This window comes from Paraburkholderia caribensis, assembly GCF_002902945.1.
Taxonomy (GTDB): domain Bacteria; phylum Pseudomonadota; class Gammaproteobacteria; order Burkholderiales; family Burkholderiaceae; genus Paraburkholderia; species Paraburkholderia caribensis.
In genome coordinates this window covers 1,246,035-1,262,225 of sequence record NZ_CP026101.1, presented here as the reverse complement: position 1 = coordinate 1,262,225, position 16,191 = coordinate 1,246,035, and the positions used below count along the sequence as shown (strand labels likewise).

The following is a 16,191-nucleotide window of genomic DNA, read 5'->3' as shown; positions in this document are numbered from 1 at the left end:
GTATAGGTTAGAGCTCTTACAGGGTGGGACGCGTGCGCTATCGGTCCGGAGTGAAGCATGCGAAGCTCTACGGCCTACACACAGTTTGCCACCTGGGCGGCCGTGGACTGTCTGGCGCGGCATGCTGCGCTGCGGGTGCGTGAAGTGGGTGAGGCGCACCGCAAGAGCGTTGGCAACTGACGTCGGTCACGTGGTTGCCGTGTGAAGCGTAAGAACCTTTGGGGGCCCTCAGGCAAACACAAGAACTGGCGGTGTGAGCCGCTTTCTTTTGCCTACTTTTCTTTGCGGCGGCAAAGAAAAGTAGGTGCCGCCCCGCACAGGGGCGACGTGTGAAGCAAGCTAACGTAACGCGGATGCCAGCGAAAAGCACAAAGCACAAAGCACAAAGCACAAAGCACAAAGCAAACCCCAACAGCGTCGCAGACACAAACATCAAAGAGGAACCTCATGTTAATAGCCCAGATCAGCGATCTCCACATCAAACGCCCGGGCGCGCTGGCCTACCGCCGCGTGGACACGGCAGCGTATCTATCGCGCTGCGTAGAACGCCTGAACGCACTCGCCCCAGCGCCGGACGCGATCATCATCACCGGCGATCTCGTCGACCAGGGCGAGCCCGAGCAATACGAACATCTGAAGTCCCTGCTAGCACCGCTAAAAATCCCCTACTACCTGCTAGTAGGCAACCACGACGACCGCACGGCGCTGCGCGCCACCTTCATCGACCACAAAGAACTCCACACCAACAGCGAATTCATCCAATACACAGTCGACATCGGCCCGCTCCGCCTGATCGCACTCGACTCAATGGTCCCCGGCCAAAGCGCCGGCCTGCTCTGCGACGCGCGCCTCGCCTGGCTCGAAGCGCAACTACAGACAGCCCACGATAAACCCGTGATCGTCGCGCTGCATCATCCCCCCTTCGTGTCCGGCATCGGCCACATGGACGCGCTGCGGCTCGACCCGGCCTCGGCAAAAAAACTCGCAGCCCTCATCGCACGTCATCCGAACGTCGAACGCGTCATCTGCGGCCACGTACATCGCCCGATGTTCGTCCGCTTCGGCGGCACCATCGCATCGGCGGTGCCCGCGCCCGCGCATCAGGTCGCGCTCGATCTGCGCGACGACGCGCCATCCGCCTTCATGATGGAGCCGCCCGCGTTCGCGCTACACCGCTACGACAGCGTGAACGGCCTCATCACGCATCACGCCTATGTCGATGCAGCCGACGGCCCCTATCCCTTCTATGAACCGGAAGGATCGTTGATCGATTGAGTCCGCGCCGGGCGTGCCATCCAGCAGAATCCGCCCCACTCCGGTATCATCGGCACGCTCGACTCTCTCGCGCCGGCGCTACGCCGGCCGCCGCATCATGTCCACACCCGCCTCCGACGACACCGCCACCGGCAGATCGCTGAGCGGCCTTCTGCTGCTGCTCGCAACGATCGCAGGCGTCTCCGTCGCGAACATCTACTACAACCAGCCGTTGCTCGACGACTTCCGCCTGTCGTTTCCGCACAGCGCATCGTGGATCGGCGTGGTGCCGACCATGACCCAGTTCGGCTACGCGGCAGGCATGCTGCTGCTCGCGCCGCTCGGCGACCGCTTCGACCGTCGCAGGCTGATCCTGCTGCAGATCGCCGCCCTCTGCATCGCACTGCTGTTCGCGGCCGCCGCGCCGAATCTGTCGGTGCTCGTGGTCGCGAGTCTCGCGATCGGCATTCTCGCGACCATCGCGCAGCAAGCCGTGCCGTTCGCCGCCGAACTCGCACCACCATCGCAACGCGGCCATGCAGTCGGCACGGTCATGAGCGGACTGCTGCTGGGCATTCTGCTCGCGCGCACGGCGGCCGGCTTCGTCGGCCAGTACCTCGGCTGGCGCGCCGTGTTCGGTGCGTCCATCGCCGCGCTGCTGGTGCTCGCCGCCGTCATCATCGCAAGGCTGCCGCGCAGCAGGCCGACCTCGACGCTTGCCTACGGAAAGCTGCTCGCCTCCATGTGGCATCTCGCCGTCGAACTGCGCGGCCTGCGTGAAGCGTCGATCACGGGCGCCGCACTGTTCGCCGCGTTCAGTCTGTTCTGGTCGACCCTCGCGCTGTTGCTGGCGGGCGCGCCGTTTCACTACGGGCCGCAAGCCGCGGGTCTGTTCGGGATCGTCGGCGCGGCGGGTGCCATGGCCGCGCCGCTCGCAGGCAAATTCGCCGACCGGCGCGGGGCGCGCGCGATCGTCTCGCTGTCGATCGCGCTCGCGGCACTGTCGTTCGTCGTGTTCGCGCTGTCGGGCACGAGCCTCATCGGCCTCGTGATCGGCGTGATCGTGCTCGACGTCGGCGTGCAGGCAGCGCAGATCTCCAACCAGTCCCGCATCTATGCACTGAAACCCGAAGCGCGCAGCCGCGTGAACACGGTGTACATGGTCTGCTATTTCATCGGCGGCGCGGTCGGTTCGGGCGTCGGCGCATTCGTGTGGCCGCTGTTCGGTTGGGTTGGCGTGAGTATCGCCGGCCTGCTGTTTACCGCGCTTGCCGGACTCAATCACCTGCGTGGGCGTCCCGAGCCGCTGGGCGCTTCAGGTGCGACGGAGTGACGGCGAACTGAAATCGCCGCGCCGAAGCCGCTATCGCTCTTCCAGCCGCCCCTGCGCATAGTCGTGCAGCGCGTCGATCACGCGATCGAACTCGAACGACTTGTCGTAGAAATGCCGCACGCCGTATTGCTGGCAGCGCTCGCGGTAAGCGGGCAGCGCGTGGTTGGTCAGCACGGCGGCGAACGTCGACTCGATCAGCCCTTCCTTCTGCATATACGCAAGCACGGGCACGCTCGATCCACCCTTCAACTGCAGATCGACGATCACCGCGTCGAACGCTTCGCCATCCAGCAGCGCGATCGCCTCGTCGGCAGACTCGGCCTGCGCGGCTACCTGCATCACGCCCGAAGCGTCGATCGCTTCGACGATGCTGCGCCGGATCAGCGGCGAATCCTCGATCAGCAGCACACGCAACGGCGCGCGGCCGGGATCGGTGTGTGCGGTGACGGAGTCGGCGTTCATCGGTTGCGTTCCATGCTCGCGGGGAATCACAGGTTCATTCGATCAGGCCGTTCTTGATCGCGTAGTACGTCATGTCCGCGTTATTCGTCATGTGCATCTTGTCGAGCACGCGCGCGCGATACGTGCTGACCGTCTTCACCGACAGATTGAGTTCGTCGGCGATGTCGGTCGGAATCTGCCCTGACGCGAGCTTGCAGAAGATCTGAAACTCGCGCTCCGACAACTGTTCATGCGGATGCGTCGCAGCGGGTTTGTCGAGACTGTTCGCGAGCGTATCGGCGACGGCTTCCGACAGATACCGATGCCCGCGCGCGACCGAGCGGATCGCGCGCACGATCTCGTCGGGCTCGCAATCCTTGTTCAGATAGCCGTTCGCGCCCGCGCGCAGCAGGTTGATCGCATACTGGCTCTCGGGATAGCCGGACAGGATCAGCACGCCCTGCCCGGGCCGCATCTGCCGGATTACGCGCAACGTGTCGATGCCGTTCTTGTCGGGCATCGCGATGTCGAGCAGCACGACATCGAAGGGCTCGTCGTCCGGCTGCTCGCGCACGAGGCGGATCGTCTCGTCGCCCGTCGATGCTTCCGCCGCGACGCACATGTCCGGCTCGTCCGCGACGAACTGCCTGAATCCGCCCCGGACGATCGCGTGATCGTCCGCTATCAGCACTCGAATCATGGATGTGGTTTTCCGCCGTGCAAGTGCATCTGTATGTGCATGTGCTTCATGGCCCGCAGGACCGGCCGCAGCGGCGCGAACCGCACGCTACCCGTATTCGCGCCGCGCCGCCCGCCGCCCTCACTCCCGGCCCGACAGCAGGTCGGCCATATCGTCCGCGTGCTCCTCCTCGACAGCCAGAATCTCTTCGAACATCCGGCGCGTCGTGACGTCGCCGTCACCCAGATAGCGGATGATCTCGCGGTAGGTGTCGATCGCAATGCGCTCCGCGACCAGATTCTCGCGAATCATGTCAGTCAGGTTGTTGCCTTCCTTGTATTCCGAGTGCGAGCGTTTCGACAGGCTGTCCGGCGCGAAGTCCGGCTCGCCGCCCAGTTGCACGATACGCGCGGCGAGCGTGTCGGCATGGCCCTGCTCCTCGTTCGCGTGCTCGAGGAACTCCTGCGCGACCGCTTCCGAATTGATGCCCTTCGCCATGAAGTAGTGGCGCTTGTAGCGCAGCACGCAGACCAGTTCCGTCGCGAGCGCGCCGTTGAGCAGCTTGAGCACCGTCTCGCGGTTCGCGCCATAGGTCTGCGTGACGGGACCGTCGTCCATATCCTTGCGCGCCTGCTCACGAATGCGCTTGAGGTCCATCACGAATTCGCCTTTCGTTTCGTTCGACATTGATCGACTCCTTGTTCCGGTATTGTGGGAAACGCACACGCGGCCGTCGTCCGTTCAGATGCGGCGGCGCAGCGTGCGCCATGCGGGCTTTGCGTCAGGTTCGGAACACGCCGAGCAGCAGCGTGACGACGAACACCACCAGGAAGATGTAAAACAGGATCTTCGCTATTTCGGCGGCGCCGGCGGCAATGCCCGTGAAGCCGAACACAGCGGCGATGATCGCGATCACGAAGAACACGAGTGCGTAATGCAGCATGACAACGCTCCTTCCTGTTAAGCGATGAATGGAGGCGAACCGTCAAGGCGGTCCGCCGTTTTATCCTGACTGGTCTGGGTTGCCTCTACGGCTTCGCTAATCGACGATCTTCTTCGTGATGACGAAGCCGAGCACGAGGAACACGACGCACAGGACCAAGAACACCACGAACAGGAACTTCGCGATAGCCGCCGCGCCCGCCGCGACGCCTGTGAATCCGAGCAGCCCCGCGATCACGGCAATCACGGCGAAGAACAATGCCCACTTGAGCATGATGGCAACCTCCCTGACTAATGTGGCTAATGTGGCAAATGGATCTCCTGCACTCATCGTACGGAGCACGTTGCGTACCCGCATTCGGGCGCAGGCTGTTTTTCATGTGGGAATCCGCCGACATCCGCTTTCGGGGAGGCTTCTGACGGCCCGCCGCCACGCCCAGGCAAACGCGTGCTCAAGCGCAAACGCGCCGCGCGACGCTACACTGTCGATGACTTCATCGCATGGAGACGGCAGTGTCGGACGGGGCGCAAGCGGGACTCACTACCAGGCTGACGGACTGGATGCATCAGCGCAGCTGGGCCATCGCGATGACGGTCGCGATCGTCATCACGTGCGGTGGCCTCGTCATTCTGGAATCGGCGCGGCAACGCATCGCGTCGGAATACGAAGCGGCGCTCGAAGCCCGCAACGCGAGCGTGCAGCTCAGCGACCTCGCCGGGCAACTCGCGCTGTTGCAAGCAGATGAAAGCCGCTTTCTTCTGACACGGGACGATGCCCAGGCGCGCAGCTATTGCGCGCGCGCCGCCGGCATCCGCCGCGGCATCCGTTCGCTCGACACGTATTTCAAACGCGCCGCCGACAGCGCGGAACTGTCCAGCTTCACGCAGATCGCCGCGCTCATCGGCGCGCGCATCGGCAGCGGCGCGCTTGCGCTTCAACAGGCTGCGCAGCAGCCACTCGATCTCGCCGCATGCGGCGGCGCGGCGGCCAGCAGCAACGTCGATGCGGCGCTCGTGACGGGCACGTTATCGTTACTGCGCGACAACGAAGAGCGCCGCGCGCAGCGCGCGCTCGACGCAAGCCGCGCCGACCAGCGCGTCTCCACCTTCGTCGCGGCGGGCCTATCCGCGCTCAACATCGTGTTGTTCATTCTGCTGTTCCGCAATCTCGGCATCCAGATCGACAGTCAGGCACGCGTGCAAAAGCAATTGATCACGCAGCAGGAAGAACTCGATCAACTCGTCAACGAGCGCACGCGGCAACTCGAAGCACTCGGCTGGCACTTGCAGGCCGTCAGCGAAAACGAAAAAACCCAGCTGGCGCGCGAACTGCACGACGAACTCGGTGCGATTCTCACGGCGAGCAAGATGGACGTCGCGTGGGCGCGGCGCAAGCTTCAGGGCACCGACCCCGCGATCGCCGAGAAACTGGCGCGCGCGCTCGAGACGCTCGATCAGGGCATCGCGCTCAAGCGGCGCATCATCGAGGACATGCGTCCGACCGTCCTCGCGAACTTCGGCCTCGTCACCGCGCTGCGCACACTCGCCGACGAAGCCGCCCAGCGCAACGGCTGGGCGCTCGACCTGCACCTGCCCGACGACGAACTGCAACTCGACGAGCAAACCGAGATCGCACTTTTTCGCGTCGCGCAGGAGTCGCTGACCAACGCGGCGAAGTACGCTCGCGCGACGCAGGTCACGATCGCGCTGAGCAAGGCCGCTGGCGAGGTGTCGCTGCATATCGCCGACAACGGCGTCGGCATCATGCCCGCCGACCTGACCCGCACGCATACGCATGGGCTGATGGGCATGCGCCAGCGCGTGGCCGCGCGTGGCGGACGTTTCGATATCCGGCGCGGCGAACTGCACGGCACCGACATACGCGTCGTGCTGCCCGTGCCGACTGTCGGCGCGGCCAGGCAAGCAGATCAGGGCATCGATCAGATCGTCGAGCAGGCGCCGCGCCCCGCCCCAGACGACACGAGCGCCCAAGGCCACGCGCCCGTCGATCGCCTTTGATGTCCGCGTAGGATTGCGCCGACAGAAAAATCATGGCGCCGCCGACAGCATCGCGGCCATGCGCCACTTAACATGGAATCAGACCGGATCGGCTGGCGCGACGCCGGTCGGGCGACAGGGCGCGCACGCCGGGCGATGTCGAACGAAATACCTGACCAGACCGGCGCGCGCGAATCGATCGAAGCATCAGTCGAAAGATTCCTGACTATTCCAGATAGGGAGAAAACTCATGACACGACTCATCGCACTTCTGCTGCTCGCGGGCACGACACTGCTTGCCGCCTGCAATACGATGGCCGGCGCCGGCCAGGACATCTCCAAGGGCGGCAACGCGATCACCAATTCAGCTGAGAAGCACTCGGACTGATACCGCACGGCTCATCGCATCCGCTGTCGATTCGATCTTCATCTGTCTTCAATCGCCGCCGCGCACCCACGCGGCGGCTTTTTTTTTGCGCCTGTGCCTGGGCATTCGGGAGGCTCGCGCGGAGGCTCACGAGCAAGCGAGCACGCAAAAACAGAACGGCGGCCCATTCGCATGAGCCGCCGTGCCGTCCCCCCGCTACCGCCTCGTCATCAGGCCATGCCGTCGTTGTTTTATTGGCCGTTCAGCGTATTGGTCAGTTCGATCGCCGGTTGCGTGGTATTGCCGCCCTGCGCGACGAGCAGGTGTATCTGGTTCGGCAGCAACTGGCTGAGCACGCCGCCGATCGGCACCGACGTCACCAGCCAGTCGGCGTTGTTCGCGAGATTGAACGAACTCGACTGGAAGATCGGCGTCTTGCTGCCCGCCGTCGTCGCGATCAGCACATACGTGCCGCCCGATACGTAGACCGAGTCCTGGCCGCTCGCGGGCACCGCGTTCTTGAAGGACACGCCCGCCAGCGTCGGACTGGCGCTCGAAATGTTCGTGTTGTTCGCAGGCACCAGATACAGGTCGAGATTGGATGCGTTCAGCGACGCGTTGAAGCCCCGCAGGCGCGCGCTGTTCGACAGCAGCCCCTTGTCGAACGGATCGTCGATCAGACCGATGTCCGCGCCCGACGAGCCCGGCACCGCGATCACCGTATACTCGTGGCCCTTCGCGACATCGGGGAAGGTGCCGCTCGCCAACGCGGTCGTGGTCCCCGTCGCTGCATACGCAACCGATGTCTGTCCCGTGTTGATGTTCGCGAAGTTCGTCACGTTCTTGTACGAGATGTTCTTCTGCAATGCGCCGCCGTTGACGAGGAAATCGACGGCCGGGCCGCTTGGAATAGCGTGCACGAAGTGGATCAACGGATTCTGCAACCCGAGTTCTTTGCCGACGTCGTTCGAGCCTCCACCGCACGCCGACACGAGCGCGGCCGCTCCGATGAGCGCCGCCATGGTCCTGATAACCTTCATTTGCCACCTCTCCCTGATTGGGCTTGAGCCCGTTGATCTGCGGCTAGCCGCCTGCGCCTTTACCGGCACTCGTGTTGGCGGCGAGCCTTGTTATCCACGATGGCGGGCAGTGCTCGTCGGCACATGCTCTGCGTCGATTGGACGACTGTCGACAGCAATCGCTGTGCCGCGACGCTTATTTCCGACGAATCGCAAATAAAATTGCCGCGAGATTCGAGGGTTGGAGGGCATTTAGAATTTTCCCTCGGAGGTTTTATACGGGCGCGCGTGTATCGTTCGAGCGCGTCCCAACTTTACACGGTGCCTTGCATGTCTTACCCGCGGCTCTTGTCCGAACTCGATCTGGGCTTCACGCGCCTGCGCAACCGCGTCGTGATGGGTTCGATGCACACGGGCATGGAGGACCGCTTCTGGCATTACCCGAAGCTCGCAGAGTATTTTCGGGAGCGGGCAAAGGGCGGCGCGGGCCTCATCATCACGGGCGGCATCTCGCCGAATCGCGAAGGCTGGCTGCTGCCGTTCGGCGGCACGTTGAACTCGGTCTTCGATCTGCACAATCATCGCAAGCTCACCCGGGCCGTCCACGAAGAAGGCGGCAAGATCGCGCTGCAGATCCTGCACGCGGGGCGCTACGGTTATCAGCCGCTCGTCGTGTCGGCGTCGGCGCTGAAGTCGCCCATCTCGATGTTCAGGCCGCGCGCGCTGACGCTGGCGGGCATCGCGCGAACCGTGCGCGCGTACGCCCGTTGCGCGCGGCTCGCGCAGCGCGCCGGCTATGACGGCGTCGAGATCATGGGCAGCGAAGGCTATCTGCTGAACCAGTTTCTATGTCCGCGCACGAACCGGCGCGACGACGCCTACGGCGGCAGCATCGACAACCGGCTGCGGATTGCGCGCGAAGTCGTGCAGGCCGTGCGCGCCGCTTGCGGCGAGCGCTTCATCGTCGTGTACCGGCTGTCGCTGATCGATCTCGTCGAAGGCGGCAACACGTGGGACGAAACCGTGCAGATCGCGAAAGCGCTCGAAGCGGCGGGCGTCACGATCTTCAACACGGGCATCGGCTGGCATGAGGCACGCGTGCCGACCATCGTCACGTCGGTGCCGCGCGCCGCCTTTGCACCGCTGGCGGCACGCCTGAAGACGGCCGTGAGCGTGCCCGTGATCGTATCGAACCGCATCAACACGCCGGAGGTCGCCGAAGACCTGCTCGCGCAAGGCGCGGGCGATCTGGTGTCGATGGCGCGTCCGCTGCTCGCCGACCCCGAGTTCGTCGTGAAGGCAGCCCAAGGACGCGCGGATGAAATCAACACGTGTATCGCGTGCAACCAGGCGTGTCTCGATCACACGTTTCAGAACCAACGCGCGACGTGCCTCGTCAACCCGCGCGCTGGCCGTGAGACGGAACTCGTGTACCGGCCGCTCGCTTCGCATCAGCCGCCGCGCGCCGTGGCCGTGGTAGGCGCGGGACCGGCGGGATTGTCGGCGGCGACGGTGGCGGCCGCGCGGGGCCATCGCGTGACGCTGTTCGATGCGGCGGCAACCATCGGCGGCCAGTTCAATCTCGCGATGCGCGTGCCAGGCAAGGAAGAATTCAGCGAGACGATCCGCTATTTCGGCAGCCAGTTGCGCAGGCATGGCGTCGAGGTGCGCCTCGGCACGCGTGTCGATCCGGCGCTGCTCGCGGCTTGCGCGTTCGACGACGTGATCGTCGCGACGGGCATCGTGCCGCGCCGCCCCGCCATTGCCGGGATCGACGGGCCGAACGTGCTGTCGTATGTCGACGTGTTGCGCGGCGCGCAGGTCGGGCGGCGCGTCGCCGTGATCGGCGCGGGCGGCATCGGCTTCGACGTCAGCGAATTCCTGCTGCATCCGGCGGACGAGCCGCTGCCGTTATCGCGCGAAAGCTGGACGGCCGAATGGGGCGTCGATCTGTCCGTCGCCGGGCGCGGCGGTCTCACGGCGCCGCGCGCCTGCGTGCCCGTGCGCGAGATCTGGCTGTTGCAGCGCAAGGCCGGCAAGCTCGGCGCGAGCCTCGGCAAGACGTCGGGATGGGTGCATCGCGCGGCGCTCGCGCGCAACCAGGTGAAGATGCTCGATGGCGTGACGTATCGGCAGATCACGGAGCGCGGGATGCTGATCGAGCGTGAGGGCAGCGAGCAGTGGCTCGATGTCGATACGATCGTGGTGTGCGCGGGACAGGAGTCGTTACGCGATCTCTATCCTGCTACGCCCCGCTCGTCCGCTGCCGATGGGCCGCGCTTTCATGTGATCGGCGGGGCTGCCCTGGCGGCCGAACTCGACGCGAAACGGGCGATCCGTGACGGCGCCGAGCTTGCCGCGCGGTTGTAGCCGCGGTTGTAGCCGCCGTTTTAGCCGGGCTTTTGACCACGCTTGACCACCCTTCCAGGCGCTGTCATAGCTTGCCGGGCTGGCGCCGCTCACGCGGCGCCGCGCCGCCGGTAATCGAACCAGAACGACAGCCCGACGCTCACCAGAATCACGCCCGTGGCGACGACCGTGGCGCGCGTCACCGGCTCGCCGAGCAGTAGCGCGCCGAGCGCAACCGCGACCACCGGGTTCACGTACATGCAGCTGCTGGCGATGATCGGGCTCGTGTGCCGGATCAGAAAGCCGTACGCGACATACGCGGCCATCGTGCCGATCAGCATCAGATACAGGAACGCGACGACGGGCAGGAAGTGAATGTCCATCATCCGCTCGCCCGAGAGCCAGGCGACCAGCGTCGACATCGCGCCGCCAAGCCCGATCTGCAGCGAAGTCGACAGAAACAGATCCGACGGCAGCTTGAGGCGCGACGCCAGATGCGCCCCACCCGCCCAGAACAGCGCGCCGCACAGAATGGCGAGGCTGCCGCCCGCCGAGCCCGAGCTCTGGTCGCCGTGACTGAGAATCGCGATGCCGACGAGTCCCAGCCCGACCGCGAACCACTCCCCCCTGCCGACCTTGCGCCCCGCGATCGCCGCGATGACCGTGGCGAACAGCGGCACAGTCGCAACCATCACGGCCGCCGTGCCCGTGCCGACGGTGCGCATGCCGTAGGCGAGCATCCCGCTCGACAGGCCGACCAGCATCGTGCCGACCAGCCCCGCATTGCGGATTTCCGTCAGCGGCGGCCAAGCCGGTTTGCGGCGCATGGCGAAGATGAACAGTCCGACGCCCGCGAAAAAATTGCGCAGCCCCGACATCAGCAGCGGCGGAAACGAGCCGAGCGCGACGTGGACGGCAAGGTACGTCGAGCCCCAGACGATATAGACGACGCCGAGCGCGAGCGCGATCTGTCCGCCGTGGGATTGCGGCAGGCGGAACGGGAAACGGTCAGGGAGATTCAGCGCCACGCCTGGCCCGCCCGTGCCGGCGATCGCGCCGCGGCCCCGCTGAACACCCATGAACGGGACGGCAGGCGCCGCATCGGCGACGCGGCAGGAAGGGCAAAGCGGGCGGGCATGGCAGTAGAACGGATGTCGAACGGCAAGGGAAGCACCGGGTCAATGGTGCGAATTGATGGCCTACGCGATGCAGAATGCAACAACAGCAGCCAACGGACGCGAATCGCTCGCGCCGCCGAGCATTATGCAATATCTGGGCAATCCGCCGGCAAGAGAATCGTAACTTTCGTTGCAAGCGGGATGAAAAGGCGAGCGTGGGTGTCAATTGCGACACCACTGGAATTCGCCCCGGTCAGTCGTAGCTCACCAGCACCGTCACGGCATTTTCCGTTGGCGCGCCGCCCATGATCGACAGCGTGCCGCCCGCGCGGCCCACGCTGTACTCCGCGCGCGCTGCCTGCGTGACGCGATTCGCGTTGTCGGTGAATCGTGTCTTGAGCGTGCGCGGCGCGGCGACGCCCGCGTCCGTATTGACGAGCACGGCAATATGCGCGGCCGGCGAGGTATCGGATGCGGGCGTGAACGTCAAATCGATCGTCGATTCATGCTTCACGCTCAAATCTTCCGTATGGAATCCTCGATAATTATCCAGAACATTACGCTCGATAGCGTACGGCGGCGCGACGATCGCCCCCTTGAACGTGATGGTTCCTCCCGGCTCGAACGACGCCGCGGCGAGCGCCATCGGCGGCCAGAGCCCCGCCATCGCGACACAGGCGGCCACCATCCCGGGCGCCCGATTCGATGCTTTCATTGCACGATCCTTTCAAACTGGTTTTATTTAGGCTGACTGATCAATGATTTGCCTCGAAGGGTGTATCGGCCCGGATCGGGCAAACTTGAACAGAGCGGACGAATGTTTGCCCGGGGACAAAAATCCTTTCTCCACCGCATTGATGACATAACCGCCTGAGTGGCACGCGTGCCGCACGCGGGCGATGCAATCGCCAGCACACCGAATGCAGCGCGGCTTTCCCGCCCGCCATGGCACGCGCAAATCGTGCGCGGCGCCTGCGCGTTTCGCCAATTTCGAGACAAGTTGCCAAACCCGGCCCGGCCAGGGTATCGTGTGCGCTGCTAACGCGGGGGTCCTGCGTTGTGCGTCGCCTGAAAGACAACGGGCACCGCATGGCGTGGGTGAGAAATACCCTTTGAACCTGATCTGGATAATGCCAGCGCAGGGAAGCGTTCGGGCTCGCCGCTTCACCTGCTGTAGTGTTTCACCCTCCTCGCGCGAACCCGGTCCACTTCCCCACCGTCTCGTTCTCCTGCGTAGCTGTAACGCCCCACATTTGCATGGAGAGACGCATGAACGCCAACCCGAAATTCATTTCTGCGAACGCCCACGTCGACGAAGCCGCCGTCGCGCCGCTGCCGAACTCGCGCAAGGTCTACGTGACGGGCTCACGACCCGATATCCGCGTGCCGATGCGTGAAATTACGCAATCGGATACGCCGACGGGCTTCGGCGGCGAGAAGAATCCGCCCATCTACGTGTACGACACATCGGGCCCGTATACCGATCCCGACGCAAAGATCGACATCCGCGCCGGCCTGCCCGCGCTGCGTCAGGGCTGGATCGAGGCACGCGGCGACACGCAATCGCTGGACGGTTTGTCGAGCGAATACGGCCGCGAGCGCGCCGCCGATCCCGCCACCGAGCAACTGCGCTTCCCCGGCCTGCATCGCACGCCGCGCCGCGCGCAGCCCGGCAAGAACGTCTCGCAGATGCACTACGCGAAGCAAGGGATCATCACGCCGGAAATGGAATACATCGCGATTCGCGAGAACCAGCGCCGCGCCGAGTATCTGGAGAGCCTGAAGACCAGCGGCCCGACGGGCGCGAAGCTGGCCGCGATGATGGGCCGCCAGCATCCCGGCCAGGCATTCGGCGCCAGCGCGTTCGGCCCGAACGGACTGACGGAAATCACGCCCGAGTTCGTGCGCGAGGAAGTCGCGCGCGGCCGCGCGATCATCCCGGCGAACATCAATCACCCGGAAAGCGAGCCGATGATCATCGGCCGCAACTTCCTCGTGAAGATCAATGCGAACATCGGCAATTCCGCCGTCACGTCGTCGATCGGCGAGGAAGTCGACAAGATGACGTGGGCGATCCGCTGGGGCGGCGACACGGTGATGGATCTGTCCACGGGCAAGCACATTCATGAGACGCGTGAATGGATCATCCGCAATTCGCCCGTGCCGATCGGCACCGTGCCGATCTATCAGGCGCTCGAAAAGGTCAACGGCAAGGCCGAGGACCTGACGTGGGAAATCTTCCGCGACACCCTCATTGAACAGGCCGAACAAGGCGTCGACTACTTCACGATCCATGCGGGCGTGCGTCTGCAGTACGTGCCGCTCACTGCCAACCGGATGACGGGCATCGTGTCGCGCGGCGGCTCGATCATGGCGAAATGGTGTCTCGCGCATCACAAGGAAAGCTTCCTGTACGAGCACTTCGAGGACATCTGCGAAATCATGAAGGCGTACGACGTGAGCTTCTCGCTCGGCGACGGCCTGCGTCCCGGCTCGATCTACGACGCGAACGACGAAGCGCAGCTCGGCGAGCTGAAGACGCTCGGCGAACTCACGCAGATCGCGTGGAAGCACGACGTGCAGGTGATGATCGAAGGTCCCGGCCACGTTCCCATGCAGCTCATCAAGGAGAACATGGACCTGCAGCTGGAATGGTGCGACGAAGCGCCGTTCTACACGCTCGGGCCGCTGACGACGGACATCGCGCCCGGTTACGACCACATTACGTCGGGCATCGGCGCGGCGATGATCGGCTGGTTCGGCACGGCGATGCTGTGCTACGTGACGCCGAAGGAGCACCTGGGCCTGCCCAACAAGGACGACGTGAAGACGGGCATCATCACCTACAAGCTCGCCGCGCACGCCGCCGATCTGGCGAAGGGCCATCCCGGCGCGCAGGTGCGCGACAACGCATTGAGCAAGGCGCGCTTCGAGTTCCGCTGGGAAGACCAGTTCAACATCGGTCTCGATCCCGACAAGGCGCGCGAATTCCATGACGAAACCTTGCCGAAGGATTCCGCGAAGGTGGCGCACTTCTGTTCGATGTGCGGTCCGCACTTCTGCTCGATGAAGATCACGCAGGACGTGCGCGACTACGCGGCGAAAGAAGGCATGAGCGACACCGAGGCGCTGAAGAAGGGTATGGAAGTGAAGGCCGTCGAGTTCATCAAGAACGGGGCGGAGATTTATCAGCGGCAGTGAATGTGAATCAGCGAGCGTTGTGATGCCGCTGGATGTGAAGCCCGCCCGCAGTTCAGGCGGGCTTTTTTGCGCGCGTTTTTTACCGCATCGCATGGCGTCTGCATGTGCTTTTTACGTTATGGCGTGATTGTTCGATGCGTCGAAACATTTGATTACCAAACCGACACTTTGCTGACAAGCCCATACAAACAGAAACGGCCCCCGGCGATACCATCGATTCACCAGATCGGGATCGCGATTTGCGAGTCCCGTCGATAGAAACGTCAGGGAGACGCAATCATGAAAACCTTCCATCGAATCGGTGCGCTGGCTACGCTCGTGGCCGTGGTGGCAAGCCTCTCCGCATGCGACGGCATGACCCGGCGGCAGCGCGACACGGCTATCGGCGCGGGCGTCGGCGGAGCTGCGGGCGCGGCGATCGGCGGCAACGCGCTGTCGACACTGGGTGGCGCGGCCGTCGGCGGCGTGATCGGCAATCAGGTCGGCAAGTGACGCGTGTGACACGTCGAGCCGTTGATTCAAGCGCCGGCTCTTTAACAGCGACGCGCGCATAAGGGATATCAGTAATACGACAAATCGCCGTCGAAGGCGATGCAGGCAAACGGCTTCGAATTCCGAGTCCGCGCGGTTGCGGGCTCGGGATTTCAAGGCCGAAGGGAGATGGGCAAAGTCCGGCGCGCACGTACGCGCCGGACATGTCCTTTGACTGATCGCGCATGAAATACGCGGTTACCACTTTGTGACGTGCGGGTTGAAACGCTGGCGTAAGCTCCATAAATAAAGCGCGCGAAAGGCGCGCCGCGAGATAACGAGGAGCACGTCATGAAACCGCTCGATGCAACGCTGCGCGCCGCCAGCGCCGTTGCAGCGCTGGCACTGTCGGGCGTGCTGTCCGGCTGCTACTACTATGCGCCGTACGGCTACTATCCCGGCTACGGGTACTACCCCGCTTATCCCGCCGTGCCCACGGCGGCAACGCAGCAGGAGATGCCCGTCGGACCTGGCGATCCCGCCCAGGCCGCTGCGCAGACGCAATTCACGATGCCTGGCGACAACGCGTCCTATCCGGCAGCACCCGGCTACGACACCACCGTCGCTTACGCCGCCGCGCCTGCGTACTACCCCGTCGCCTATCCCGTCTATCCCTACGGTTACCCCTACTACGGCTGGCCCGGCTGGTGGGGACCGTCGATCTCGCTGAGCTTCGGCTATTGGGGCGGATGCTGCGGCGGCCACTATGGCTACTGGGGACATCGCGGCTACTGGGGCGGCCATGGCTACTGGGGACACGGGCACGGCTACTACGGCGGAGGTCATGGCGGCTGGGGTGGCGGCCATGGCGGTTGGGGCGGAGGTCACGGCGGCTGGGGCGGCGGCAATGCATGGGCCGGCGGGGGCCACGGGCGCTCGCACTGACCGATCCGAACCGTATCGAATCCGGCAGGCGTTGGCGGTGACGATGACGTTCGCGGTCCTGTCCCGCGAACGCA

Annotated in this window: 17 protein-coding genes; 9 read left to right on the top strand and 8 right to left on the bottom strand. The window is 64.4% G+C overall.

Translation table 11 applies throughout. The features are described 5' to 3' along the window. The first annotated feature begins 57 nt into the window (after positions 1-57). The 3 genes from C2L66_RS42125 (at position 58) to C2L66_RS05605 (ending at position 2,587) form a co-directional block, all read left to right on the top strand. Positions 58-180, top strand: a complete 123-nt coding sequence (locus C2L66_RS42125) for a hypothetical protein (RefSeq protein ID WP_257722137.1) — start codon at positions 58-60, stop codon at positions 178-180. A gap of 267 nt (positions 181-447) precedes the next feature. After that, complete coding sequence (locus C2L66_RS05610; RefSeq protein WP_060601459.1) at positions 448-1,275, top strand: phosphodiesterase; 828 nt, start codon at positions 448-450, stop codon at positions 1,273-1,275. 97 nt (positions 1,276-1,372) lie between these two features. Further along, positions 1,373-2,587: an MFS transporter gene (locus C2L66_RS05605; protein ID WP_060601462.1), complete on the top strand. Its 1,215-nt coding sequence runs from the start codon at positions 1,373-1,375 to the stop codon at positions 2,585-2,587. 30 nt (positions 2,588-2,617) lie between these two features. Here C2L66_RS05605 and C2L66_RS05600 read toward each other — a convergent pair whose 3' ends face one another. The 5 genes from C2L66_RS05600 to C2L66_RS05580 all read right to left on the bottom strand — a co-directional run bounded on the left by C2L66_RS05600 (position 2,618) and on the right by C2L66_RS05580 (position 4,923). Next, positions 2,618-3,049 (bottom strand): response regulator, encoded by a 432-nt coding sequence (locus C2L66_RS05600; protein WP_060601466.1) that lies wholly within the window; start codon positions 3,047-3,049, stop codon positions 2,618-2,620. A 34-nt stretch (positions 3,050-3,083) separates the two neighbouring features. Continuing rightward, on the bottom strand, positions 3,084-3,728 hold the full coding sequence (locus C2L66_RS05595; protein WP_060601468.1) for a response regulator: 645 nt from the start codon (positions 3,726-3,728) through the stop codon (positions 3,084-3,086). Positions 3,729-3,848: 120 nt separating this feature from the next. Continuing rightward, positions 3,849-4,394, bottom strand: a complete 546-nt coding sequence (locus C2L66_RS05590; protein ID WP_054934330.1) for a ferritin-like domain-containing protein — start codon at positions 4,392-4,394, stop codon at positions 3,849-3,851. A 94-nt stretch (positions 4,395-4,488) separates the two neighbouring features. Beyond that, positions 4,489-4,650: a DUF1328 domain-containing protein gene (locus C2L66_RS05585; protein ID WP_012400904.1), complete on the bottom strand. Its 162-nt coding sequence runs from the start codon at positions 4,648-4,650 to the stop codon at positions 4,489-4,491. A 96-nt stretch (positions 4,651-4,746) separates the two neighbouring features. Further along, positions 4,747-4,923 carry a DUF1328 family protein gene (locus C2L66_RS05580; RefSeq protein ID WP_082434027.1) on the bottom strand — a complete coding sequence of 59 codons (177 nt, stop codon included), beginning with the start codon at positions 4,921-4,923 and terminating at the stop codon, positions 4,747-4,749. 227 nt (positions 4,924-5,150) lie between these two features. Between C2L66_RS05580 and C2L66_RS05575 the strand changes: the two genes are divergently transcribed. Together C2L66_RS05575 and C2L66_RS05570 are read left to right on the top strand one after the other, a co-directional pair. Next, positions 5,151-6,668 (top strand): sensor histidine kinase, encoded by a 1,518-nt coding sequence (locus tag C2L66_RS05575; protein WP_060601470.1) that lies wholly within the window; start codon positions 5,151-5,153, stop codon positions 6,666-6,668. A gap of 229 nt (positions 6,669-6,897) precedes the next feature. Further along, positions 6,898-7,035, top strand: a complete 138-nt coding sequence (locus C2L66_RS05570; RefSeq protein ID WP_007585547.1) for an entericidin A/B family lipoprotein — start codon at positions 6,898-6,900, stop codon at positions 7,033-7,035. A 230-nt stretch (positions 7,036-7,265) separates the two neighbouring features. Here the strand turns inward: C2L66_RS05570 and C2L66_RS05565 are convergent, their stop codons facing one another. Then, positions 7,266-8,054: a DUF4397 domain-containing protein gene (locus C2L66_RS05565; RefSeq protein WP_054934328.1), complete on the bottom strand. Its 789-nt coding sequence runs from the start codon at positions 8,052-8,054 to the stop codon at positions 7,266-7,268. Between the two features lie 309 nt (positions 8,055-8,363). Between C2L66_RS05565 and C2L66_RS05560 the strand changes: the two genes are divergently transcribed. Further along, positions 8,364-10,403 carry an NADPH-dependent 2,4-dienoyl-CoA reductase gene (locus C2L66_RS05560; RefSeq protein ID WP_060601472.1) on the top strand — a complete coding sequence of 680 codons (2,040 nt, stop codon included), beginning with the start codon at positions 8,364-8,366 and terminating at the stop codon, positions 10,401-10,403. An 89-nt stretch (positions 10,404-10,492) separates the two neighbouring features. Here C2L66_RS05560 and C2L66_RS05555 read toward each other — a convergent pair whose 3' ends face one another. Beyond that, positions 10,493-11,461, bottom strand: a complete 969-nt coding sequence (locus C2L66_RS05555; protein WP_054934326.1) for an EamA family transporter — start codon at positions 11,459-11,461, stop codon at positions 10,493-10,495. 292 nt (positions 11,462-11,753) lie between these two features. Continuing rightward, complete coding sequence (locus tag C2L66_RS05550; RefSeq protein ID WP_060601474.1) at positions 11,754-12,215, bottom strand: hypothetical protein; 462 nt, start codon at positions 12,213-12,215, stop codon at positions 11,754-11,756. Positions 12,216-12,769: 554 nt separating this feature from the next. Here C2L66_RS05550 and thiC point away from each other — a divergent pair. The 3 genes from thiC (at position 12,770) to C2L66_RS05535 (ending at position 16,117) form a co-directional block, all read left to right on the top strand. After that, the gene (thiC, locus tag C2L66_RS05545) at positions 12,770-14,701 is read left to right on the top strand and encodes a phosphomethylpyrimidine synthase ThiC (protein ID WP_054934324.1); all 1,932 of its coding nucleotides are present in this window, start codon (positions 12,770-12,772) and stop codon (positions 14,699-14,701) included. 279 nt (positions 14,702-14,980) lie between these two features. Then, a complete protein-coding gene (locus C2L66_RS05540; protein WP_012400913.1) occupies positions 14,981-15,193 on the top strand; it encodes a glycine zipper 2TM domain-containing protein in 213 nt (70 codons plus the stop codon). Between the two features lie 330 nt (positions 15,194-15,523). Further along, positions 15,524-16,117 (top strand): hypothetical protein, encoded by a 594-nt coding sequence (locus C2L66_RS05535; protein WP_060601476.1) that lies wholly within the window; start codon positions 15,524-15,526, stop codon positions 16,115-16,117. Positions 16,118-16,191 lie beyond the last annotated feature (74 nt).